Origin of the sequence: Acuticoccus sp. (genome assembly GCF_965213555.1) — a bacterium.
GTDB lineage: Bacteria > Pseudomonadota > Alphaproteobacteria > Rhizobiales > Amorphaceae > Acuticoccus.
In genome coordinates this window covers 2,261,669-2,284,026 of the sequence record NZ_OZ243890.1, presented here as the reverse complement: position 1 = coordinate 2,284,026, position 22,358 = coordinate 2,261,669, and the positions used below count along the sequence as shown (strand labels likewise).

20 protein-coding genes are annotated in these 22,358 nt (G+C 70.3%); 8 read left to right on the top strand and 12 right to left on the bottom strand.

The window, feature by feature from the left end; all coding sequences use genetic code 11:
• Positions 1–43: 43 nt before the first annotated feature.
• The 3 genes from ACOOE8_RS10820 to ACOOE8_RS10810 are packed head-to-tail and all read left to right on the top strand — an operon-like array spanning position 44 to position 2,996.
• The gene (locus ACOOE8_RS10820) at positions 44–1,150 is read left to right on the top strand and encodes a C4-dicarboxylate TRAP transporter substrate-binding protein (RefSeq protein ID WP_420391489.1); all 1,107 of its coding nucleotides are present in this window, start codon (positions 44–46) and stop codon (positions 1,148–1,150) included.
• A 4-nt stretch (positions 1,151–1,154) separates the two neighbouring features.
• Positions 1,155–1,682 carry a TRAP transporter small permease subunit gene (locus ACOOE8_RS10815; RefSeq protein ID WP_420391488.1) on the top strand — a complete coding sequence of 176 codons (528 nt, stop codon included), beginning with the start codon at positions 1,155–1,157 and terminating at the stop codon, positions 1,680–1,682.
• A gap of 6 nt (positions 1,683–1,688) precedes the next feature.
• Positions 1,689–2,996, top strand: a complete 1,308-nt coding sequence (locus ACOOE8_RS10810; RefSeq protein WP_420391487.1) for a TRAP transporter large permease — start codon at positions 1,689–1,691, stop codon at positions 2,994–2,996.
• Between the two features lie 3 nt (positions 2,997–2,999).
• On the opposite strand, the gene ACOOE8_RS10805 is transcribed toward ACOOE8_RS10810, so the two are convergent.
• The 3 genes from ACOOE8_RS10805 to ACOOE8_RS10795 form a co-directional block, all read right to left on the bottom strand.
• Complete coding sequence (locus tag ACOOE8_RS10805; RefSeq protein WP_420391486.1) at positions 3,000–4,139, bottom strand: thiolase C-terminal domain-containing protein; 1,140 nt, start codon at positions 4,137–4,139, stop codon at positions 3,000–3,002.
• Positions 4,136–4,546: a Zn-ribbon domain-containing OB-fold protein gene (locus ACOOE8_RS10800; RefSeq protein WP_420391485.1), complete on the bottom strand. Its 411-nt coding sequence runs from the start codon at positions 4,544–4,546 to the stop codon at positions 4,136–4,138. The genes ACOOE8_RS10805 and ACOOE8_RS10800 overlap by 4 nt, the downstream gene beginning before the upstream one ends.
• 234 nt (positions 4,547–4,780) lie before the next feature.
• Positions 4,781–5,704 carry an SDR family NAD(P)-dependent oxidoreductase gene (locus tag ACOOE8_RS10795; RefSeq protein WP_420391484.1) on the bottom strand — a complete coding sequence of 308 codons (924 nt, stop codon included), beginning with the start codon at positions 5,702–5,704 and terminating at the stop codon, positions 4,781–4,783.
• Positions 5,705–5,868: 164 nt separating this feature from the next.
• On the opposite strand from ACOOE8_RS10795, the gene ACOOE8_RS10790 reads away from it, so the two are divergent.
• The 4 genes from ACOOE8_RS10790 to ACOOE8_RS10775 are packed head-to-tail and all read left to right on the top strand — an operon-like array spanning position 5,869 to position 9,151.
• The gene (locus ACOOE8_RS10790) at positions 5,869–7,008 is read left to right on the top strand and encodes an acyl-CoA dehydrogenase family protein (protein ID WP_420391483.1); all 1,140 of its coding nucleotides are present in this window, start codon (positions 5,869–5,871) and stop codon (positions 7,006–7,008) included.
• A gap of 8 nt (positions 7,009–7,016) precedes the next feature.
• Positions 7,017–7,685: a nitroreductase gene (locus ACOOE8_RS10785; RefSeq protein WP_420391482.1), complete on the top strand. Its 669-nt coding sequence runs from the start codon at positions 7,017–7,019 to the stop codon at positions 7,683–7,685.
• 3 nt (positions 7,686–7,688) lie between these two features.
• Positions 7,689–8,822 (top strand): thiolase family protein, encoded by a 1,134-nt coding sequence (locus ACOOE8_RS10780; protein ID WP_420391481.1) that lies wholly within the window; start codon positions 7,689–7,691, stop codon positions 8,820–8,822.
• A complete protein-coding gene (locus tag ACOOE8_RS10775) occupies positions 8,819–9,151 on the top strand; it encodes a Zn-ribbon domain-containing OB-fold protein (protein ID WP_420391480.1) in 333 nt (110 codons plus the stop codon). Before ACOOE8_RS10780 ends, ACOOE8_RS10775 begins: the two co-directional genes overlap by 4 nt.
• 220 nt (positions 9,152–9,371) lie before the next feature.
• Here the strand turns inward: ACOOE8_RS10775 and ACOOE8_RS10770 are convergent, their stop codons facing one another.
• The 6 genes from ACOOE8_RS10770 to ACOOE8_RS10745 all read right to left on the bottom strand — a co-directional run bounded on the left by ACOOE8_RS10770 (position 9,372) and on the right by ACOOE8_RS10745 (position 18,563).
• On the bottom strand, positions 9,372–10,925 hold the full coding sequence (locus ACOOE8_RS10770) for a malonate--CoA ligase (RefSeq protein ID WP_420391479.1): 1,554 nt from the start codon (positions 10,923–10,925) through the stop codon (positions 9,372–9,374).
• 30 nt (positions 10,926–10,955) lie between these two features.
• Complete coding sequence (locus ACOOE8_RS10765) at positions 10,956–13,256, bottom strand: FdhF/YdeP family oxidoreductase (protein WP_420391478.1); 2,301 nt, start codon at positions 13,254–13,256, stop codon at positions 10,956–10,958.
• A gap of 113 nt (positions 13,257–13,369) precedes the next feature.
• The gene (locus ACOOE8_RS10760; protein WP_420391477.1) at positions 13,370–15,646 is read right to left on the bottom strand and encodes a GumC family protein; all 2,277 of its coding nucleotides are present in this window, start codon (positions 15,644–15,646) and stop codon (positions 13,370–13,372) included.
• Positions 15,647–15,761: 115 nt separating this feature from the next.
• Positions 15,762–16,340, bottom strand: coding sequence for a hypothetical protein (locus ACOOE8_RS10755; RefSeq protein WP_420391476.1), 579 nt, complete (start codon positions 16,338–16,340; stop codon positions 15,762–15,764).
• A 53-nt stretch (positions 16,341–16,393) separates the two neighbouring features.
• Positions 16,394–17,830 (bottom strand): O-antigen ligase family protein, encoded by a 1,437-nt coding sequence (locus tag ACOOE8_RS10750; protein WP_420391475.1) that lies wholly within the window; start codon positions 17,828–17,830, stop codon positions 16,394–16,396.
• A 43-nt stretch (positions 17,831–17,873) separates the two neighbouring features.
• Positions 17,874–18,563: a sugar transferase gene (locus ACOOE8_RS10745; RefSeq protein ID WP_420391474.1), complete on the bottom strand. Its 690-nt coding sequence runs from the start codon at positions 18,561–18,563 to the stop codon at positions 17,874–17,876.
• 908 nt (positions 18,564–19,471) lie between these two features.
• Between ACOOE8_RS10745 and ACOOE8_RS10740 the strand changes: the two genes are divergently transcribed.
• Positions 19,472–20,260, top strand: coding sequence for a metallophosphoesterase family protein (locus tag ACOOE8_RS10740; protein ID WP_420391473.1), 789 nt, complete (start codon positions 19,472–19,474; stop codon positions 20,258–20,260).
• Between the two features lie 13 nt (positions 20,261–20,273).
• Here ACOOE8_RS10740 and hemH read toward each other — a convergent pair whose 3' ends face one another.
• From hemH to ACOOE8_RS10725, 3 genes are all read right to left on the bottom strand, one after another.
• Positions 20,274–21,335, bottom strand: a complete 1,062-nt coding sequence (gene hemH / locus ACOOE8_RS10735; protein ID WP_420394683.1) for a ferrochelatase — start codon at positions 21,333–21,335, stop codon at positions 20,274–20,276.
• 126 nt (positions 21,336–21,461) lie between these two features.
• On the bottom strand, positions 21,462–21,662 hold the full coding sequence (locus tag ACOOE8_RS10730) for a hypothetical protein (RefSeq protein WP_420391472.1): 201 nt from the start codon (positions 21,660–21,662) through the stop codon (positions 21,462–21,464).
• Complete coding sequence (locus ACOOE8_RS10725; protein WP_420391471.1) at positions 21,623–22,267, bottom strand: alpha-ketoglutarate-dependent dioxygenase AlkB family protein; 645 nt, start codon at positions 22,265–22,267, stop codon at positions 21,623–21,625. The genes ACOOE8_RS10730 and ACOOE8_RS10725 overlap by 40 nt, the downstream gene beginning before the upstream one ends.
• Positions 22,268–22,358: the final 91 nt, after the last annotated feature.

Sequence of the window (22,358 nt, the reverse complement as noted above, 5' to 3'; positions counted from 1 at the left end):
GCGAAGGCCCGCGCGGCGGCAACATACACGCGGGAGGACGACCATGGGCTTCACCAACGCTGTAGGACGCCGCGTCGCCGCGGCCATGGCGATCGCCGCGGTCGCTGCCGCCGCGCCCGCCGCGGCGCGCGACCTCACCTACGCGAGCCCCATACCGGCGGCGCACGTCAACCACACCGCAGGGCTCACGCCCTTCTTCGACCGGCTGCGTGAGGCGACGGACGGATCGCTGGACTACGAGCTGTTCGTCGGCGGGTCCATGGGCGGCGCAAAGGAGATGCTCAAGGTCGTCAGCGACTACGTCGCTGATTCCGCGCAGATCACGCCGGTGTACGTGAAGAGCGACATCCCGCTGTCCGCCGCGCTCACGTCGATGATGGTCCTCGCCGACGACCCCAAGGTGTTCGCCGCCGCCTTCAACGACACGATGCTCGTCGGCTGCGACGCCTGCCGGGAGGAGTACACTCGCAACAACATCGAGCCGCTCGCCTGGTACTCCACCGGCATCTACTACCTGATGTGCACGAGCCCGGTGACGTCCGTGGAGGACGTCGCCGGCAAGAAGATCCGCGCCACGTCCCGCATGGGCGAGCTCGTGCAGAGCTGGGGCGCGACGCCGGTCTCCATCACCACGTCGGAGATGTACGAGGCGCTGCAGCGCGGACAGGCGGACTGCACCGTCGGCTCCGCCTCCTGGCTCAACGACTACAACCTCAAGGACGTCATCCGCTCGGTGCTCGACGCGCCCCTCGGCGCCTACATGGGCTCGCAGATCTTCAACATGAACGCCGACGTCTGGAGCGACCTGTCCGAGGAGGAGCGCGCGGCGATCTACGAGAACCTGCCGGGCCTCGTCGCGGACGTCGTGTTCGCCAACGTCGAGGAGAGCGATGCGGCGCTCCAGACGACGGGCGTGGAGATCGCGCCGGGCAGCGAGGCGCTGATGGCCTCGCTCGAGGAGGAGCGCGCCAGCGAGTACGACAAGGCGATCGCCGACGGCGAGGCTTCCGGCGTCGAGGCGATGGAGGACGTCGCCGCGACGATGCGCGAGAACGTCGACAAGTGGCGCGCCATCGTGGCCGAGGTCGGCGACGACAAGGAGGCCTACCGGCAGGCGCTGTGGGACGAGATCTACTCGAAGCTCGACTGACGCCGTGAGCGCCGTCGCGCGCCTCGCCGGCTGGCTCGCCAACGCCTCGGCGATCACCGCCGGGGCGATCATGCTCCTCATGATGCTGCAGATCGCCTTCGACGTGATCCTCAAGCACCTCGCGAACGCGCCCATCCCGGCGACGCTCGAGACCGTGTCGAGCTACTACATGGTGGCGCTGGTCTACCTGCCGCTCGGCCTCGTCACCAAGCGGCGGGGCCACATCGTGGTGGAGCTGTTCACCCAGGACCTTGCGCCGCGCCGGCTCGCGGCGGTGGAGGCGTTCGGCGGCGTCGTCGGCATGCTCTACGTCGGTGCGCTGGTGTGGCGCGGGTCCGCGGAGGCGCAGCACATGACTGCCGTCGGCGAGGTCTGGGAGACCGCCACCTGGAACATGCAGGTGTGGCCCGCGCGCTGGTTCTTCCCCGTCGGCTGCGCGCTGATGCTCGCCTTCCTCGTGCTCCACACCATCGACAGCGTGGCCCGTGCCGTCACCGGCAGGGGTCCCCTCCTAGACGCCGCGCCGGGCTGAGCGCGGGTGGAGAAGCTCACCATCGGCGGGCTCGGGGTCGGGCTGATCCTCGTCCTCCTCGCGCTGCGCGTCCCCATCGCGTTCGCCCTCGGCGGCGTGTCGTTCCTCGGCGTGATGATGGTGCGCGGGCCCCAGGCCGCGCTCGGCATGGTGGGCTCGCTGCCCTTCGACTTCGCCGCCTCGTGGGAGCTGTCGGCGGTGCCGATGTTCCTCCTGATGGGAGCGGTCGCCTTCCACACCGGGCTGACCGCGAGCCTCTACACCGCCGCCCGGCTGTGGCTGAACCGGCTGCCCGGCGGGCTCGCGGTGGCGACCAACTTCACCGCCGCCGGGTTTGCGGCCGCATCCGGCTCGTCCCTCGCCACCGCCGCCGCCGTCGGCCGCCTCGCGATCCCCGAGATGCTGCGCTATGGCTACGACAAGGCGCTCGCCACGGGCACCGTCGCGGCGGCCGGCACGCTCGGCGCGCTCATCCCGCCGTCCATCGCGTTCGTGATCTACGGCTGGTTCACCCAGCAGTCGGTGGGGGCACTCCTCATCGCCGGCATCATCCCGGGCCTCCTGACGGCGGCGATCTACACCGTGATGATCGTCGCGCGGTGCGTCGCGAACCCGGCGCTCGCGCCGCGCATCGACATCACCGCGGCGTCGCGGGAGAAGTGGGCGGCGCTCCTCAAGGTGTGGCCGCTGCCACTCCTCATCCTGTTCGTCATCGGCTCGATCTACGCCGGCGTCGCGACGCCCACCGAGGCCGGCGCGCTCGGCGCCTTCTTCGCGTTCCTCATCGCCCTCGTCCAGGGGCGGCTCACCCTCGGGGCGGTGCGCCACTCCGTCTCGGAGGCGCTCGTCACCACCGCCTCGCTGTTCTTCCTCGCCGTCGGCGCGGTGTTCCTGACGCGCTTCCTCGCGATGGCCGGCGTGCCGCGCTTCATCGCCGAGCTCGTCACCCAGTACCAGCTCGGCCCCATCGAGCTCGTCCTCGCCATGAGCGCCGTCTACGTCGTGCTCGGCATGTTCCTCGACCCGATCGGGCTGATGCTCCTGACGCTGCCGGTCTTCCTGCCCGCGTTCAAGGCGGCGGGCGTCGACCTCATCTGGATCGGCGTCATCGTGGTCAAGCTGATCGAGATCGGCCTCCTCACGCCGCCCGTCGGCATCAACGTCTACGTCGTGAAGGGCGTCGTAGGCGACGCCGTGCCGCTCGCCACGATCTTCCGTGGCGTCGCTTGGTTCCTCGCCTGCGAGGCGGTCATCATGGCGATGCTGATCACTTGGCCGCAGCTCTCGCTGTGGCTCCCTGCCCTGATGGGCTGAGCGTCACGCGACGTTCGTCATCACCACCGTGCCGGAGGCGGCGAACATGCCGCCGACGCCGTGGCAGACGGACACCTTTGCCCCCTCCACCTGCGCCGGGGAAGTGCCGCGCATCTGCCGCACGCTCTCCTGCAGCGCGTACATGCCGTACATCCCGGAGTGCATGTAGGAGAGCCCGCCGCCGTTGGTGTTGAGCGGCAGCCTGCCGCCGGGCCGCGTGTTGCCGTCGGCGATGAAGGCGCCCGCCTCGCCGCGGCCGACGAAGCCGAGGTCCTCCAGCCCGTAGATCGGCAGGTGGGCGAACGCGTCGTAGATCATCAGGTGGTCGACGTCGTCGTGGGTGATGCCGGCGCTCTCGAAGGCGAGCCGGCCGGACACGCGGAACGCACGCGAGGACGTGAAGTCCTCCATCTGCGAGATCATCGTCCCCTCGCAGCTCTCGCCGACGCCGCGGACGTAGACCGGCCTCGTGTCCATGTCCTTGGCGCGGTCCGCCCGGGTGAGGACGAGCGCGCCGCCGCCGTCGGTGACGAGGCAGCACATGAGGAGGCGGAACGGGTCGCAGATCATCTTGGAGGACAGGACGTCGTCCACGGTGATCGGGTCGCGCATGGATGCGCGCGGATGGTGCGAGGCCCACTCGCGCTGCACCACGGCGACCATGGCGAGCTGCTCCAACGTCAGCCCGGTGTCCTTCATCATGCGCATGACGGGCAGCGTGAAGCGGGTTGGCGGCACGGTGACGCCGTAGGGCTGCTCGAACTGCACCTGGTGGAGCGAGGGAAAAACCGGCCGACCGAGCTGGCCGACGCGGCTCCTGCCGCTCTCCCCGTGGGTGATGAGGGCGACGGAGCACAGCCCCGCCTCGAGCGCCGCCACCGCATGGCGCACGTGGACCATGAAGGAGCAGCCGCCCACGGAGGTGCCGTCCATCCAGGTCGGCTCGAGCCCGAGGTACTGCGCGACCTCCACCGCGTCGTGGCCGGCGGTGGCGATGCCGTCGACGTCGCGGATGGTGAGACCGCAGTCGGCGAGCGCGTTGAGCGCGGCGTCGGCATGGAGGTTGAGCTGCGCCATGTGGGGGAGCTTGCCGAGCTCGGTGGTCTCGGCGGCGCCGACGATGGCGCACGAGTTCGGCGTCATGCCGCGCCTCCGGCGGGCTTGAACTGGGGCAGGGCGATCTCGTCGGACAGCCGCTCGAAGGTCACTTCGAGCGGCATGTCGAGCTCGAGCGCCTCGTGCGACGGCGCGACCTCCATGATGTTCGCCATCATGCGCGGCCCCTCGTCGAGCTCGACGACGGCGACCACGAAGGGCGGCTCCATCCCGGGCGCCTTCATGTGGTTGATGATGTAGCTGTGCAGCGTGCCGCGCCCCGAGGCAGCGAACACGGCGACGTCGCGCGAGCCGCACTTGGGGCAGAACGGTCGCGGCGGAAAGTAGACGTGCCCCTCGGGCGCGCAACGCTGCAGCCGTAGCTCGCCGGCGCGCGTCCCCTCCCAGAAGTGCGCCGTCTCCGGCGTCGGCGTCGGCATGATCCTGTCGGACATCGCGTCCCCTCCGTATCGCTGTGACGCCGAACCCGTCCCCTCCATGTTCCTTTGGAGAGTCGGGACCCTGTCATAACCTCCGGTCGTTCCTCCGGAGCCGTCATGCGCATGCCATCGCCCGGCGGGCTGGACGGGTCACCCGAAGGGCCGGAGCGAAGCGGAGGACGGCGCAGCCGTTGACGCGTCCGGCCCGCCGGGCGACCCTCGCCGCATGGTGGACCGGAGCCCGACGCCTCAGATCGGGTCCCAGTTGAACACGTCGCCCGACCGATCGTTGGCGTAGAAGCTCGCCTTCATCGCCGGGAACACGGTGTCGAGCACGCTCTGCGGCGTCCACCCCTCGGCGGTGTGCACCGAGCGCACCGGGCGCGACTGGCTCATCAGGTAGATCTCGTTGGTGCGCACGCCGAAGATCTGCGCCGTCACGTCCTTCGCCGCGTCCGAGCACAACGCGGTGACGACGGTCGCGATCTTCTCCGGCTTCATCGTCTTGATGCGTTCCACGCGCACGCGCTCCGCCTCGCTCGTCACCGGGATCGAGCTCGTCATGCGGCTCCAGGCGAATGGGGCGATGCAGTTGGACGTCACGCCGAAGCGCTGCATGTCGAGGGCGATGGACTTCGACAGCCCGACGATGCCGAGCTTGGCGGCGGAGTAGTTCGCCTGTCCGAAGTTGCCGACGAGGCCGGACGTCGACGTGAAGTGCACGTAGGTGCCGGACTGCTGGGCGCGGAAGTGCGGCGCGGCCGCCCGGCTGGTGTTGAACGAGCCCTTGAGGTGGACGTTGATGACGACGTCCCAGTCCTCCTCCGTCATCTTGTGAAAGATGACGTCGCGCAGGATGCCCGCGTTGTTGACCACGATGTCGATGCGGCCGAAGTCGCTCACCGCCTGCTCGACCATGGCCTCGGCCGTCGCGTAGTCGGAGACCGAGCCGAAGTTGGCGGACGCCTCGCCGCCCGCGTCCTTGATGACGTCCACAACCTCCTGCGCGGGCGCCTGATCGGCCTCGTCGCCGCCCGCCATGCCGCCGCCGAGGTCGTTGACGACGACCGAGGCGCCGTGCGCGGCGAGCATGACCGCGATCTCGCGCCCGATGCCCCGGCCTGCGCCGGTCACGAGCGCCACCTTGCCGGCGAGGAGCCCGCTCGCGTCCATAGTCCCTCCTCACGGGTTGCCTCGTGCGACGAGGGGATCCCGGGTTCGTCGCGTGCGGCCGTGACGCCGCGTCGCCCATGGTTTATTACACCTGCGTACTATCCTGCCAGGGCCCGTGCAAGCGGGCCGAGCCGGCGCCGGTCGTGGCGCACAGGAGGGACGACATGCTGGGCGAACGCACCGTCTACGAGCCGGAACACGAGATGTTCCGCCGCACCGCGGCGAACTTCTACGACACCGAGGTCGTGCCCCACCAGCGCGAGTGGGAGCGCGAGGGCAAGGTGAGCCGGGAGGTCTGGCGCAAGGCGGGCGAGCAGGGGTTGCTGCTGACGACGGCCCCCGAGGAGTATGGCGGAGGAGGCGCCGACTTCCGTGCCGCCGCCGTCCTCATCGAGGAGGCGGCGAAGCGGCTGTGCGCTGGCCCCGGGTTCGCGCTGCACTCGGACATCGTGGCGCCCTACGTCGCGCACTACGGCACCGAGGACCAAAAGCGCGAGTGGCTGCCGAAGATGGCGTCCGGCGAGACGATCGGCGCCATCGCGATGACCGAGCCCGGCGCGGGCTCGGACGTCCAGAACATCCGCACCAACGCCCGGCGCGACGGCAACGAGCTCGTCATCAACGGCTCCAAGACGTTCATCAGCAACGGCGAGATCGCCGACGTCGTGCTCGTCGCCTGCAAGACCGACCCCTCGCTCGGCGCCAAGGGCATCAGCCTGGTCCTCGTGGAGACCGACCGCGAGGGCTTCTCGCGCGGCAACAAGCTCGAGAAGATCGGCGAGAAGTCCCAGGACATCGCCGAGCTCTACTTCGACGAGGTGCGCGTGCCGCCGTCCAACCTCGTCGGCGAGGAGGGCCGCGGCTTCAAGTACCTGATGACGGAGCTGCCCCAGGAGCGGCTCATCCTCGTCCTGCGCGCCTGCGCGGTGATGGAGGCCGCCTACGGGTGGACGCGGGACTACGTGAAGGAGCGTCACGCGTTCGGCAAGCCGCTCCTCAACCTGCAGAACATCCGCTTCCGGCTGGCCGAGGTGAAGACCGACGTCGAGGTCGCGCGGCTCTACACCGACCGCTGCCTCGAGCTGCACCTCCGGGGCGAGCTCGACGTGCCTACCGTCTGCGCTGCAAAGTTCTGGGTGACGGAGATGGAGCAGAAGGTGCTCGACACGTGCCTGCAGATGTTCGGCGGCTACGGCTACATCGCGGACTACCCCATCGCTCGCGCATGGCAGAACTGCCGGGTGCACCGGATCTACGCGGGGACCAACGAGATCATGCGCGAAGTCGTCGCCCGGTCGATCTGAAGGTGGACGTGCGCGAGGCGGTGGCCCGACGCCGCTCGGTCCGCGCGTTCCTTGACCGGCCGGTGCCGGGCGAGGTCATCCGTCGCGTCCTGACGGAGGCGGCACGCGCGCCATCGGGGGGCAACCTCCAGCCCTGGCACATCGACGTGGTGGCGGACGAGGCGCTCGACCGGTTCCGCGCCATCGTCGCGCAGAAGATGGAGGAGACCCCGCGCGGCGAGGCGGAACGGGACTATGACGTTTACCCCAAGGCGCTGACGGCGCCCTACACCGACCGCCGCTTCGCCGTCGGCGAGTCGCTCTACGCCGTGCTCGGCGTGGCGCGGGAGGACAAGCAGGGCCGGCTCAAGTGGTACAAGCGCAACGCCGAGCTGTTCGGCGCGCCGATGGCGCTGTTCTGCTTCGTCGACCGGCAGATGGGCCCGCCGCAGTGGTCGGACCTCGGCATGTTCCTGCAGAACGTGATGCTCCTGTGCGAGGCAGAGGGGCTCGCGACGTGTGCGCAGGAGTACTGGGCATCCTGGCCGCGAACAGTGGCAGGGTTCCTCGGGACCCCGGACAACCGAATGCTGTTCACCGGGATGGCCATCGGCTGGCCGGATCCCGACCACGCGATCAACCGGCACGACGCCGGCCGCGTCGACCTCGCCGACTTCGTAGCCTTCCATGGGGTGTAGGGCGTGAGCGACGCGCACATCGTCGGCGCGGGGCTGACGCGGTTCGGCGACCTCGCGCCGGCCGACACCTTGGATCTCATGGCGATGGCCGCCGAGGACGCGCTCGCCGACGCGGGCCTCGCGCGGGGCGACATCGACGGCCTCATCGTGGGTTACTCGACGACCTTTCCGCACATCATGCTGTCGTCGGCGTTCGCCGAGCACCTCGGCCTCGTTCCGTCCTGCGCCCACGCCGTGCAGCTCGGCGGGGCGACGGGGCTCGCGATGCTCGCCGCGGCGCGGCACGTGGCGGTGGCGGGCGCCGCGCGGCGCATCCTGGTGGTCGCGGGTGAGAACAGGCGGACGGGCCAGACGCCCGAGCAGACCATCTCGACCCTCGCCCAGGTGGGCGACCGCACCCACGAGGTGCCCAACGGCGGGTTGATCCCAGCGTACTACGCGCTGCTCGCCTCGCGCTACCTGCACGAGACGGGGGCCACGGAGGAGGACCTCGCCGAGTTCGTCGTCCTCATGCGCCGTCACGCGGCGGCCTACCCGGGCGCGCAGTACGCCGAGGAGGTCACCGTCGCGGACGTCATGGCGTCGAAGCCCATCGCGACGCCGCTGAAGCGGCTCGACTGCTGCCCGATCTCCGACGGCGCGGCCGCCCTCGTGGTGGCCGCCGAGCCCATCGGCCGCTCCGCGCGCATCGCAGGCACCGGCCAGGCGCACACGCACCTTGCCATGATGCACGCACCCGCCGACATCGCGGTCGGCGCGCGCACCGCCTCGGCGGCCGCCTTCGCCGAGGCGGGCAGCACCGCGGACGCCGTCGACATGCTCGCCGTCTACGACAGCTTCTCCGTCACCCTCGCCATGCTCCTGGAGGCGTGCGGGTTCGCCGAGCCCGGCCGCTCGGCGGACGGCGTGCGCGACGGGCGCTTCGCCATGGACGGCCGCCAGCCGCTCAACCCGCACGGCGGCCTCCTCGCCTACGGCCACTCCGGCGTCGCCGGCGGCATGGCGCACGCGGTGGAGGCGTTCCGCCAGCTGACCGACCGCTCGCCGGTGCAAGCGGGCCAGCCGTCCACGGCGTTCGTGCACGCGGACGGTGGAGTCCTGTCGGCCCACGTCAGCATGGTCCTGGAGCGCGCATGAGCCTCAGCGCCCACCGCTGCGCCTCGTGCGGCGCCACCGCGCTGGGTCGCCGCGCCCGCTGCCCCGCGTGCGGCGCCGACGCCTTCGCGCCGACGACGCTCGACGGCAGAGGGACCGTTCATTCGGTCACCATGGTGCACCGGGCAGCCGGCCCGTCCCCGATCGGCCCGACGCCGTACACCCTCGTTCTCGTCACGCTGGACGCGCCGGCGATGGACAAGGTGATGGCGCTGGCGCACGAGCCGCCGTCGATCGGCGACGCGGTGATGGTGCGCCCGCTTCAGGAGGGCGCCGCCGCCGCTCCCTACATCGCCGAACCGACGGCGTAGCGCCGGGCGGCCACCTTCGCCCTTCCCGTCATTCCGGTGGAAGACCCCCCGGAGGGGTCTTCCGCTGAAGCGACATTCCGGCGGAGCCGACACCTTCAGAACCGCGCCGAAGGCCTCGCGGGTCAAGGCCGAAGAGCGAAGCGTGCCTTGACGCGCGAGGCCCTCGGCGCGAGCCTCGATGCTTGAGGGAGCGTCATGGCGCGGCGCCCGGCAGCGCCGGCTAAGGCTTGAAGGCGCCAGCGTAGGTGTCGCGCAGAACGTTCTTTTGGACCTTGCCCATGGTGTTGCGCGGCAGCTCGTCCACGAAGTCGATGAGCTTGGGCTGCTTGTATCGAGCGAGCCTGTCCGTCAGCGATGCCTCGATGGCCGCGGCATCCAGCGAGGCGCCGGGCTGGCGCACCACCACAGCGACGACGCCCTCGCCGAAGTCCGGATGCGGCACGCCGACGACCGCGGACTCCTCGACGCCGGGAAGCTCGTCGATCACGCCCTCAACCTCCTTCGGGTAGACGTTGAAGCCGCCGGAGATGATGAGGTCCTTGCCGCGGCCGACGATATGCACGTAGCCACGATCGTCGACCTTGCCGAGGTCTCCGGTGACGAACCAGCCGTCCGGCCGCAGCTCCTCGGCGGTCTTCTCGGGCATGCGCCAGTAGCCCTGGAAGACGTTGGGTCCGCGCACCTCGATCATGCCGATCTCGCCCTGCGGCAGCTCCCGAGGCACGGCGGCCTCGGGGTCGACGACGCGCAGCTCCACGCCCGGCAGCGGGAAGCCGACGGTCCCTGCGCGGCGCTCGCCGTCGTAGGGGTTCGACGTGTTCATGTTCGTCTCGGTCATGCCGTAGCGCTCGAGGATCGCGTGACCGGTGGCCGCACTGAACGCCTCGTGCGTCTCGGCGAGCAGCGGTGCGGAGCCCGACACGAAGAGGCGCATGTCGCGCGCCTTCTCGCCGAGGTCGGGCTCGGAGAGGAGGCGCACGTAGAACGTCGGCACGCCCATGAGGACGGTGGCGCGCGGTAACAGGTCGGCGACGGCCCGCGGCTCGAACTTGCCCAAGAGGATCATCGACGCGCCCGCCATCAGGACGCAGTTGGTGGCGACGAAAAGCCCGTGGGTGTGGAAGATCGGCAGCGCGTGGACGAGGACGTCGTCGCCCGAAAACCGCCAGGAATCGAGCAGCGTCGTCGTGTTGGACTCGAGGTTGCGATGGGAGAGCATCGCCCCCTTGGAGCGACCCGTCGTGCCAGAGGTGTAGAGGATGGCGGCGAGGTCGTCCGGCCCGCGCGGCACGTCCGCAAAGGTTGCGTCGCCTGGGATCGCGTCGAGGAAGGAACCTTCCGCGACGCCTTGCGTCTCGAGCCGCGCGCCGCAGCGCTCGGCGATGGGTGCGATCGCCTCGCGGTCCTTCGGGTCGCACAGCACGACCGTCGGCTCCGCGTCCGACACGAAGTACTCCACCTCCGACGGCGTGTAGCCCGTGTTGAGCGGCAGGAAGACGCCGCCGGCGCGCACCACGCCGAGGTACACCATCAGCGCCTCGACCGACTTCGGCACCTGCGCCGCGACGCGGTCGCCCGGCGCGACGCCCATCGCCACAAGCGCCGCAGCGACGCGGGCCGACAGGTCGCGCACGTCGCCGTAGCTCAGCGACCGGTCGGTCCCGTGGACCTCGATGCATGGTCGCGCGCCGTCGTGTCCGGCAAGCAGCGCGTCGATGAGGTGGTTGCCGCGCGTTGAAGAGCGGTCCTCAACGTCCATCGTGGTCTCAACCATTGCGTCCTCCCGCGTCGTGCCGCCAACCCGTCACGCCTCGATGCGCACGGGGACCCCCTTGTACGCCGGCGTCTTCGACAGCTCATCGTGGTACCACAGCGGCACCAGCGGGTTGGTCTCGGGGTAGTACGCGCCGACGCAGCCGTCCGGAAGGTCGAAGGCGGTGACCGCGAGCCCGGCGACGCGGCGCTCCTCGCCGTCCTCCGCGTCGCTCGCCAAGGTCACGCGTTGCCCCTGGTCGAGGCCCAGCCGGGCCATCTCGTCGCGGTTGATGAAAAGCACGTCGCGCGAGCCCGACACCCCGCGCAGCCGATCGGAGAAGCCGTAGATCGTCGTGTTGAACTGGTCGTTGGAGCGCATGGTGATGAGGCGCATGCGTCCCTCGCGATCGCCGAGCGCGGTGGCCGTCAGCGTGGTCGGCACGGTGAAGCGCGCACGGCCGCCCTCGGTCCTCCACTCGCGGCGACGGGCGGCGTTGCCGCGGTAGAACCCGCCCGGTTGGAACATCCGCGCATTGTAGTCGTGGAACTCATCCGGGTACGTCTCGGCGATGAGGTCGCGCACCATGGCGTAGTCGCCGACCAACGCGTCCCAGCGCACCTTCGGGTTGTCGGGCAGGGTGGCCTTGGCGATGCCGGCGATGATCGCAGGCTCGGACCTGAGGTGCGGGCTCGCCGGGGCCGCCTTGCCGAGCGAGCCGTGGATGTGGCTGAGGCTGTCCTCCATGGAGACGGCCTGTGCGCCGGAGGCCTGCATGTCCTCCTCCGAGCGCACGAGGCACGGCAGGAGGTAGGCGACCTCGCCGTTCACGAGGTGGCTGCGGTTGAGCTTCGTCGCGATCTGTACGGTGAGGCGCATCCGGCCCCACGCCTCCTCCATGCGACGCTGCTCAGGGACGGCGCGCAGGAAGTTGCCGCCGAGGGCGACGAACGCCTTCACGCGCCCGTCGAGGATGCCTTCGCAGGCGGCGACCGTGTTCATGCCGTCCTCGCGCGGCGGGTCGAAGCCGAACTGCTCGGCGATCCTGTCGAGGGGCACGAGGTGGGTCTTCTCTGCGATCCCGACGGTGCGTTGGCCCTGCACGTTGGAGTGCCCGCGCACCGGGGAGATGCCGCAGCCGCGCCGCCCCACGTTGCCGCGCATGAGGAGGAGGTTGACGAGGGCCTGGATGTTCTGGCTGCCGTGGACGTGCTGCGTCAGCCCCATGCCGTAGATGCCGACGGTGGCCTTCGCCGCGACGTAGATGTCGGCCACCGGCGCGAGCTCGGCGCGGGTGAGCCCGGACGCCGCCTCGATGTCCGACCAGGATGTTTCGCGCACGAAGTCCAGCCACTCGGCGAACCCCGTCGTGTGCCCCTCGATGAAGGCATGGTCGAGCCCGGTCCCGGGCGCGGCGTCCTCCGCCTCGACGACGAGCTTGGCGAGGCCGACGATCGCGGCGATGTCGCCGCCCGGCTTCACCTGCAGGTAGGCGCTCGCGATCTTCGTCGAGCTTCCCACCGTCATCTGCAGCGGGTCCTGCGGACTGACGAACTCGATGAGCCCCTTCTCCCGCACCGGGTTGAACGAGACGACCTTGCATCCCCGCTTCACCGCGGCCTGCAGCGGGTGGAGGAAGCGCGGCGAGTTCGAGCCCGTGTTCTGGCCGAAGAAGAAGATGGCGTCGCAGTGCTCGAAGTCGTCGAGGGTGCAGGTGCCGACGGATGAGCCGATGACCTCCTTCAGCGCCACCGACGTCGTTTCGTGGCACATGTTGGAGCTGTCGGGCAGGTTGTTGTGCCCGTAGAGCCGCGCGAACAGTGCCCAAAGGTAGGACGTCTCCAGCGCGGCCCGTCCCGAGGCGTAGAACACCGCGGACTTCGGATCGAGCGCCTTGAGTTCCTTGCCGATGCCGGCGAACGCCTCGTCCCAGTCGACGGGGGCATAGCGGTCGCTCGCCGCGTCGTAGCGCATGGGGTGGGTGAGCCGGCCGAAGCGCTCCAGCTCGTAGTCGGGCAGCGCACGCAGCTCGCTCACGGTGTTCTGGTCGAACACCTCGGGGCCGCAGCGTCGGGGCGTGAGGTCCCACAGGGTGGCCTTGGCGCCGTTCTCGCAGAACTCGAAGGGGTGCGGCTTGGCCGGCTTCGCCCAGGCGCAGGAGGTGCACATGTGTCCGCCCGGCTTGTTCTGCCGCTCCAGCGTCCGCAACACGCGCGGCGAGTTCAACTCGCGGCCGAAGATCCGCGCGATGCCGGCAAGCGAGCCCCAGCCGCCCGCTGCCCAACGGTAGCGTGGCGTGCCCTCGTCGGGGCGGGTCGTGCGGTGCGTGCGGTCGGCCGGTTCGACGGACATGACGGACCCCAGGGTTGGCCGCGCCGTGCTGCGGCGGCGCGCTAGCATAGCCGAGCGGTGCGCGGCGTCACCGTCGTCGCGTGGCCGCCGATGCCGCGGACGCGCGTCTGGCGTCAGTTCGCGTGGTAGGGATCGCCGTCGCCGCCACGGTAGTACCCCCCGTAGCCGTAGTGCGCGGACTGGCGGACGTTCACCATCGTCGCGACAATGCCGGCGATCGTCGGCTTGACGAGCGCGAACTCGCGCAGGCCCTCGAGCACCGTGTCGCGGGCCGTGGCGTCCCACTTCACGCAGTACAGCGTGGTGTCGACCCGCCGGGCGACGATGCGCGCGTCGGTGACCGACAGCGTCGGCGGAGCGTCGAGGATGACGAGGTCGTAGCGCTCGCGCAGGTCTTCGAGGAGGTAGCCGAACCTGTCCGAGGCCAGCACGTCGGCGGCGTTGATCACCGTGCCCTCCCCCGGGAAGCCCGCGAGGATGGTGAGCCCGGTCACTGGGTCGACCGTGGCGGCCTCCTCCAGCGTCATGGTGCCCTCCAGCACGTCGGTAAGCCCGCTGGTGGCGTCCGGCCTGTCGCCGAGGAACGTGTTCAGCGACGGTCGGCGCAGGTCGCAGTCCACGATGATGGCGGAGCGGCCCATCTGCGCGCTGGTCAGCGCGAGGAGCAGGCTCGTCGTCGACTTGCCCTCCCCTGGCACGGTCGAGGTGAACATGACCACCTGCGGCGGCTCGTCCACGCGGGAAAACAGGAGGCTCGTGCGAAGGCTCCGGATCGCTTCGGCGAGCGACGAGCTCGGCTTCTCGAGCACGAACTGCAGCACCTCGTGCCGCTCCATTCGGCTGCCGAGCGAGGGCACCGTCCCCAAGACCTGAAGCCCGGTGAGCTCCTCGAGCTGCTCGACCTCGCGGAAGGTGTTGTTGAGCCGGTCGAGGAGGATCGCGACGCCGAGCCCGAGCGCGGCCCCGAAGAGGGTCGTGACGACGGCGAGGCGCTTCTTGGAGGCGCTGTCGGCGTGGCGCGGCGGCTCGGCGGGGGACAGGATGACGGCGTCGGCCTCCGCCAGCGTCTGCTGCTGCGTCGTCTCCTTCAGCCGGCCGAGGAAGTTCTGGTAGATCAGCCCGCTCGCCTCGGCCTCTCGCTCCAGCTCGCGCAGGCGCACCTCCTCGGCACCCTGCGCCTGCAGCCGCTCCTCCAGCGCACTCACCTGGTCGCGGAGGGTCTCCACCTCGTCCGTGGCGACCGCCGTCTCGCTCTCCAGCGCGTTGACGATGCGCTCGGCCTCGCCGCGGATCTCGTTGCGCTGCCCTGCGATGCGAAGGTCGAAGAGGCGCAACCGCTCGTGGCCCTCCGGCACCAGGCGGGCGAGCTCGGCCCGGCCGGTGATGAGCTCGCGCTCGCGCGCCCGCGCCGCCGTGATCGTGCCCGAGTCCTGGAACTCGCGGATGACCGCCAGGCGGTCCGTGTCGCGCATCGCCTCGCGAGCCCGCTGGTGGCGGATGTCGGCGGCGGCGCGTCGCGCCTGGGCGGCGGCCAGCGCGGTGTTCAGGCTGTCGAGCTGCTGCTCCAAGACCTGCGCGGTCTGTCCGGTCCGCTCCGACAGGTCGGCACGATAGGTGCTCACGGCGGCCTCCGCCTCGGCGACCTCCACCTTCAGCTCCTCGACGCGTTCGCTGAGCCAGACCGTCGCCTCGCGGGTGGCCGCCAAGCTCGCGTCGAGCTGGGCGGTGATGTACTCCTGCGCGACCGCATTCACCGCACGGGCCGCGAGCTGGGGATCGGTGAGCGTCATCGACAGGCGGATGACGCGCGAGTTCGGCACCGGCTGGATGACGAGGGCATAGATCAGGATGTCGCGCGCGAGCGCCTTCTGCGCGGCGACGCGATCCGCTTCGGCGAGAGCGGGGGCTGGGTCGGGTGCATCGATGATCCCGACGTCGGCGAGGGTCTCCCAAGGGACGTAGCTGCGCCAGTCGAGCGCTCGGGCGAAGGCGCCGGGTCCGGGCTGCAGCTCGGGGTTGAAGTATGGCACCCCGTGCAGGCCGACCCGCTCGACGACGCGCGTCATCAGCGTCCTGGACCGCAGGATCTCGATCTGGTTGCGCAGGTCGTCGTCGGCGGCCGAGCGGGTGAGGACGTCCTCGATGTCGACGACGTTGCGCTGCTCGGGCATGAAGAGGACGGTCGCAGAGGCCGTGTAGGTCGGCGTCATCGCCGCGATCTTCAGGAGAGCGACGCACGCGCCGACCACCGCGCCGACGACGATCACCCACTTCGAGCGCCACACGAAGCGCAGCGCCTGCCTGAGGTCGAGGCCGCGACCGTCCCCGCTCGGCTCCACCCGAGGCTCGATCCGGTAGGGATCGTCCGCGTAGGCTCGCGCGAAGTTCATCAGAAGGTCCGCTGCCCCCTCGCCCGGTACTGGGACGCCCGCCTCATGGGATGACCTAGCCCTCTGCTTGGCCACGGCTTCTGCGACCAGGCTGGATCCGCCCGACCGGGTACCGCTACCGTCGTTCGTCCGGTCCTGCGACCGCATCCACAACTTTTGGTATCAAAGTTGGGACGGCCTGACGAGCGTCCTCGTCGCGTCGTCCGACCGCGGCGAGGTCCCGGGCGAGGGCCGTGCGCACGGTGGCGTCCTTTTTCGCGACCTCATCCATGCGCAGGGCCTCCGCGAGGAGCAGGCGGTCGCGGGCGAGGGCAGCCCCGTGCGGCGCCAGCGCGAACGTGCGTCCGAGCGCGGCCCGGGCGTCGCGCTCCGCGCCTACCAGCGCGTGCGACCAGGCGAGCAGGTTCCAGGCGAGCGCGTCGGCCGGCGCACGCCGCACGCTCGCCTGGGCATGCACGAGCGCGCGCTCGGCGAGCGCCGCATCCTCGTGCTGCGCCAGCGCCACGAGGAGGTCGAGCGCCTTCTCCCGATCGTACGCCGCACGGTCGTAGAGCGTCAGGACGCCGTCCGTGCGCCAGTCGCCGGAAGGGTCGTGCTGCCGCGCTGTTTGGTCCGCCGCCGGGCTCTCGCCGATGAGGATCGAAAGGTTGATGATGGCCAGCGCGAGGAGGACGAGCTGGAGGAGGGGCAGCACGGTCGCGCTCAGCGTGCGACGCGGGCGGGTGCAGCGTCGGTCGTCCCGCCCGCTCATTGAGGGCAACCCCCGATCCGGTCGCGATGGCCGTGGCTTTGCGCATGGCCGATGGCGAGGACCACCGCGAACAGCGACGCGACCGCGGGGATCTGGAGGCTGAAGTCGACCCAACTGTGGATCCCGGCGAGGACGCCGACGCCGAGCGCGAACGCGGGGAGCACCGTGCTGCGCCGCTCGCCTGCGCCTTTCCAGAGCCGCATCAGGAGAAGCGCCAGCGCCCCATAGAGCGCGACTGCCGCAGGCAGCCCGAGCTCCATGATGTTCTCAAGGTAGCTGTTGTGCGCTGCGTCCCACACGCCGACGTCCGCCGACGCAGGCACATGGGCGCGGAACGCATCGGTGAAGCCGCCGAGGCCGACGCCGAGCAACGGACGCTCGAGGATGGCGCCGACCACGGCGCGGTAGACCTCGTCGCGCGACCCGGCGACGTCGCTGGAGACGAAGCGCGCCACCGTCGACCCGAGGCCGGCGCTCGCAGCCACGAGGACGGCGATCGCCACACCGAGCAGCGCAACGCCGGCTCGCCCGCTTGCCCCGCCGCGGCGGAGGAGGACGAGGAACGTGACCAGCCCAGCCACCGCTGCGACGGCGCCGCCGCGGGACTGGGTCAGCGTCAGCGCGCCCACGTTGACGAGCGCGCAGAGGCCGAAGAGCCAGCCACCCGCGACGGCGCCGTTCAAGGCTGCGCGCAGCCGCTGATGCCGCGGTCCGCCGGCGCTCGTTGCGCGCTCCATGCCGAGCACAAGCGCCGCGACGCTCGCGAGCATCCCGATCCCGGCGTAGGTCGCATAATGGTTGCGGTTGACGAGCGGCCCGGTCGCCACGTCCGCCATCGCGCCGGTGATGGGGTTGGTGCCAGCGACGAAGGCGACGATGGCGTAGAGCGCGACCGCGCCGGTCCACGCGGCGACGACACGCACGAAGCGCCGCGCGCGGCGCTCGTCGAGGGCGGCGCGCAGCACGAGCGCGAACAGCATCGCGTACGCGAGGAGCCGCGACAGAAAGTGTCGGCCTGCCGTAGGATCGACGGCAATCGCCCCCTCGCCGTCCACCCAGCTCCAGGCCGGATGGTGCCACGCGGCGGGCGCAGGGCCGTGGAGTTGCGCGGCGGCCCACCCCCCGACCGCGAGGAGGATCGCCGTCGGCAGCACGAGCCCTCGCCGCACCGGCGGCGGCAGGGGGTTGGCGAGGTCGAGGAGGAGGCGGAGCGCGAACGCTGCCGTGGCGGCGATGGCAAGACCCAGCCAGGCGACCGGGACGTTGCTGCCGATGGGAACGAGGCTCGCGAGCGCGAGGGCCAGCGCCATCCAGCCGAGGCCGCCGTCGGCGCGGTCCGCCCACCGAACCGCGGCCCTCTCAGCGAGCGGCACCAACGCGCCCGTTGCGCGGTCGCGTCCGGCTCCGGGGAGGCGCTGCACGCGCGCGGTCACCGCGGGCGATCGGTTGCGGCGCCTCCGTGCGATCGAGGGCGGCTCAGCGGGCGCCGTGGCCCGTCACCATGACGAGCGCGGTGCGCGCGAGGATGGAGAGCTCCAGTCGCACGCAGGCCCGGCGGATGTAGACGACGTCCAGCCGTGCCTTGTGGATCGTTGCTGCCGAGCCCTCCGCGTAGCCGGCGAGGACCTGGGCGAAGCCGGTGATCCCCGGGCGGACCGCGTGGCGCCTGTCATAGTACGGCACCGTTTCGATGAAGCGGTGCGCGTGCTCAAGCATGTCCGGCCGCGGGCCCACGAAGCTCATCTCCCCCGCGAGGATGTTGAACACCTGCGGCAGTTCGTCGATGCGCGTCGTGCGGATGAACCGCCCGAGCGGCGTGATGCGGCCGACCTCGACGGGATCTTCGGGACCGCGGCACACGGTCTTGGCCGGCAGCATCGAGCGGAACTTCAGGATGGTGAACGGCGTGCCCGCACGTCCCATGCGCCGCTGACGGAAGATCAGCGGCCCCTCGTTAACGAACGGGTTGAGCGCCAAGAGGATCAGCGCCGCCAGCCCAACGACGGGCAGCATGACCAACGCGAGGCCGACGTCGAAGGCGCGCTTGCCCTGCCAGAACCAGCGGCCGCTGCCGGTCCCCTCACCGTCGAGCGCCGGCCCTGCGAGGCGGAGCGAGGTGTTCAAGGTCGGCAAGAGGTCGGCAACCAGCGTCGGGTTCTGTTGCATGCGATGAGGCCCCATGGCCCGTGCGAGCCCCGTCGCTGCGGCGCGCACCCGTCATCATGGCGGAGCGCGCTGCGGCGTTCGGTGGCCGCGTCGAGGGCCACGCGTTAAAAGCAGAGCCGCCCCCACTTTGCAACCATAAATTAAGGAGACTTTGCGTCAACGAAGAAACTTAACAGTATATTTGGATGTTGTTTTAAGCAATGAACCAGGATTTTGGAAGTTGACAGAACTACCGGTGCGCACACACCACTTTTGTTCGTGGAACGCTTCGTCGGCGTTGTTGGGAGCAACCACGGTGCGCGCGCGGATCATGTTGAGGCGAGGCAGTCCATCCCACGGCTCGCGTGCACGTCGTCCGCGAGCGCGATGCGTCGCCGGCGTGTCAGTCGCCGTGCAACGTCCCAGGTCGCCCTCGTCGTGGCCCGACTAACTGGAGGGGCTGACCGATCGACATTGCGGGAGCTGCGGCGTCCGCCGGCAGGACGGGGTCTGTGCGATGATGCGCTGCGTCCGCCTGTCGGCGCGGTCCTGCATCGGGTCCGGCGCCGAGGGATCGGTGTCCGGGAGGAGCGAGAGCTGAAGCATGCGCACGGTCGAGCGCTGCTGTGCCGCGACGTCGCCGGCCGACAGCCCGCTTACTACGATCGACGCTGCAAGGGCCAGCACGGCGCGAGTTGGCTTGAGGCGCCGTGGAAGCCGGGTAGACGTTCGATTGGTCATCGCAACCAGGATGCAGCAGTGGCACGCATGAACATGAACTTGGTTCCGCCCTACCGCCAAACATCACACTGCAACTATTGTCGCTGCGCAGACATGTCAACAAGCACGATAAGACATGTATTGGAGGAGCCTGGACGGGAATTCTTTGAAGCGTCGCGTCGTCTCGCCAGCTGTATGGGGATAAGGGCGTGAACATCATCGCGCGCATCTTCACGCGCATCTTCGGCGGACGCGCCGCCCCGTCGACGCGCTTCCGGCTACCCGAGGGGAGGCGCGTCTACGCGGTCGGCGACATCCACGGTCAGATCGGCGCGCTTCGCGCTTTGTGGGGGCTCGTCGAGGACGATCTAGAGCGCCGGCCCTCTCAGGCGGTGACCGAGGTCTACCTCGGCGACTACGTCGACCGCGGCCCTGCGTCGGCCGACGTCGTCTCCGCCCTCGCCGCGAGACGGCCTCGGGGGCGCCGCGTCGTCTGCCTGCGTGGGAACCATGAGGACTACGTCCTTGCCTTCCTCGACCGCCCCTTCACGCTGAAGGGCTGGGTGCAGAACGGTGCGGTGTCGACGCTCGCCTCCTACGGAGTGAAGGTCAATCCGGTCTCGCCCGACCCCATCGCGACGCACACGGCGCTGTTCCAGGTGATCCCACGGGAGCATCTCGCGTTCCTGAGCTCGCTCACGCGCACGCACCTGATGGGTGATGTGCTGTTCGTGCACGCCGGCATCCGGCCGAACGTCGCCCTCGAACGACAGACCGCCGAGGACCTCGCGATGATCCGCGACGACTTCCTGCGCTACAAGGGTCCGCTCCCCTACCGCGTCGTGCACGGACACACCCCCGTGCGCGAGGCGGAGGTGACGCCCTACAGGGTGAACGTCGACACTGGCGCCTTCGCCACGGGCCGGCTGAGCTGCGCCGTCCTTGAGGGGGAGGACGTGCGGATCCTGTCGACACCGCCGACGAACGCCTTCGGCTGACGCGAGCATCTGTTCAAAGCCAGCCCATCAGCTCCCGTCGGACGACCGTCTCGATGACGTGCATGCCGAGCTCGGTGTCATTGAGGCAAGGGACCGCGGAGAAGCGCTCGCCGCCGGCCTCCAGGAAGTACTCCGCGTTCTCCCCGCCGATTTCCTCCAGCGTCTCGAGGCAATCCGTGACGAAGCCCGGCGTCATCACCGCGAGGCGCTTCACGCCGCGGTGCGCGAGCGCCTTGACCGTCTCGTCCGTGTAGGGCTTCAGCCACTCGGCGTTGCCGAAGCGGGACTGGAAGGTGACGAGGAGCCGGTCCTGCGGCCAGCCGAGCCGCTCGCGCAGGAGGCGCGTCGTCTTGTGGCACTGGCAGTGGTAAGGATCGCCCTTCAAGAGGTACTCCTTCGGGACGCCGTGGTAGGAGGTGAGCACGAGCTCGGGCTCGAAGTCGAGCGAGGCGAGGTGGGCCTCCAGCGAGCGGGCGAGCGCGTCGATGTAGACCGGATCGTCGCAGTACTGCGGCGCGGTGCGGATCGCCGGCTGCCAGCGCATCGCCTTCAACGCATCGAAGGCCTTGTCGTTGACCGTGGCGGTCGTCGCCGCGGAGTACTGCGGATAGAGCGGCACGAGGAGGATGCGCTCGCAGCCCTTGCGCTGCAGCGCGTCGAGGCGCTCGGCGATGGGCGGTAGGCCGTAGCGCATCGCCCAGTCGACCTGCACGTGCGGATCGGCGGCGAACGCGGCAGCGAGCTTCTCGCCCTGGCTTCGCGTGACGGTCTTGAGCGGCGACTCGTCGAGCTCGCGGTCCCAAACCTCCTCGTAGGCCTTGCCCGAGCGGCCCGGTCGCGTCGTCAGGATGACGAGGTTGAGCAGCGGCCACCACAGGATGCGCGGCACCTCGATGACACGGCGATCCGACAGGAACTCCTTGAGGTACCGGCGCATCGGCCAGTAGCTCGTCGCCTCCGGCGTGCCGAGGTTGACGAGGAGGACTCCGATGCGGCCGTAGCGGACCTCGGGGTGATCGTCCGGCAGACCCTTGGGCACGAGGTCATGAGATACGGAGCGCTCGGCGGACGGCACGCGATCGCCGTCCGCGCCTCGAACGCGGGTTGCATCCACATCCATGTCCATCGCACGCAGTTTAGCACCGCGCGGCAAACTTTCGAGGGCATGCGGCAACCGGACGGCGGCGCCGGCGGCACGGCCTCAGCGTGGCAGCACGGCCTCGACCGGTGGGCCGGCACCGTGCTGCCTGTCCACCGCGTGGCGCGCGGTCACGGCGACCGTCGCCGAGCCGTCGGCGGCGACGGTCATGCGCACCCCCTCGATCACGGGTTCGTCGGCGAGCGCCGCGGCGCCTGCGAGCGTCACCGCGAGGACCGCGGCTTGGGTGAGGGCGTGGTCCACGGCGTGACCCTCCTTAGGGTGAGGTTGATGCGCCCCCCGCCGGGCAGGAGCGTTGACGAGCCGGCGAGGACGCGGTCGATCCCGTGGTACATCAGCCGCGCGGCCCCGCCGAACACCACGACGTCACCGGACGCGAGCCGGACCGAGCGCGTCGGGCCACGACGCGTCGTCCCGCCCATGCGGAACACGGCCGTGTCGCCCAGGGACACCGAGACCACGGGCGCGTCGAAGGTCCCCTCGTCCCGATCCTGGTGCAGCCCCATGCGTGCTCCCGGCGCGTACACGTTGATGAGGCACGTCTCGGGATCAGCGGGCGCGCCGAGCTCCGACCAGAGGTCGATGAGCCGTTGCGGCATCGCCGGCCAGGGGTCGCCGGTCTCGGGGTGGGTCGGCTGGTAGCGGTAGCCGGCGCGGTCGGCGACCCAGCCGAGCGGCCCGCAGTTCGTCATGCGCACCGAGAACGGGGCGCCGGTGCGCGGCATCACCGGTGTGAACAGCGGCGCCGCCGCGATCACGTCCGCCACCTCGTCGGCGAGCGCGCGCTGCTCGGCGGCCGACAACCGGCCCGGAAGGACAGCAAGCCCCTCGAGCGGAGCATCGCTCACCGCAGGGTCCGCGCCGCTGGCTGCGTCCGGTCAACGGAATGTGAGCGGGTGCCTCCCCTCGGCGAGGCCGGCGACCTTTCGTTGCCGTCGC

Bases quoted from the DNA above. Each gene is read 5' to 3' on its own strand.
- ACOOE8_RS10820 (WP_420391489.1), top strand. From the start codon at position 44: ATGGGCTTCACCAACGCTGTAGGACGCCGCGTCGCCGCGGCCATGGCG.
- ACOOE8_RS10805 (WP_420391486.1), bottom strand. From the start codon at position 4,139: ATGACGCCGAACTCGTGCGCCATCGTCGGCGCCGCCGAGACCACCGAG.
- ACOOE8_RS10800 (WP_420391485.1), bottom strand. From the start codon at position 4,546: ATGTCCGACAGGATCATGCCGACGCCGACGCCGGAGACGGCGCACTTC.
- ACOOE8_RS10795 (WP_420391484.1), bottom strand. From the start codon at position 5,704: ATGGACGCGAGCGGGCTCCTCGCCGGCAAGGTGGCGCTCGTGACCGGC.
- ACOOE8_RS10790 (WP_420391483.1), top strand. From the start codon at position 5,869: ATGCTGGGCGAACGCACCGTCTACGAGCCGGAACACGAGATGTTCCGC.
- ACOOE8_RS10775 (WP_420391480.1), top strand. From the start codon at position 8,819: ATGAGCCTCAGCGCCCACCGCTGCGCCTCGTGCGGCGCCACCGCGCTG.
- ACOOE8_RS10770 (WP_420391479.1), bottom strand. From the start codon at position 10,925: ATGGTTGAGACCACGATGGACGTTGAGGACCGCTCTTCAACGCGCGGC.
- ACOOE8_RS10765 (WP_420391478.1), bottom strand. From the start codon at position 13,256: ATGTCCGTCGAACCGGCCGACCGCACGCACCGCACGACCCGCCCCGAC.
- ACOOE8_RS10760 (WP_420391477.1), bottom strand. From the start codon at position 15,646: ATGAACTTCGCGCGAGCCTACGCGGACGATCCCTACCGGATCGAGCCT.
- ACOOE8_RS10745 (WP_420391474.1), bottom strand. From the start codon at position 18,563: ATGCAACAGAACCCGACGCTGGTTGCCGACCTCTTGCCGACCTTGAAC.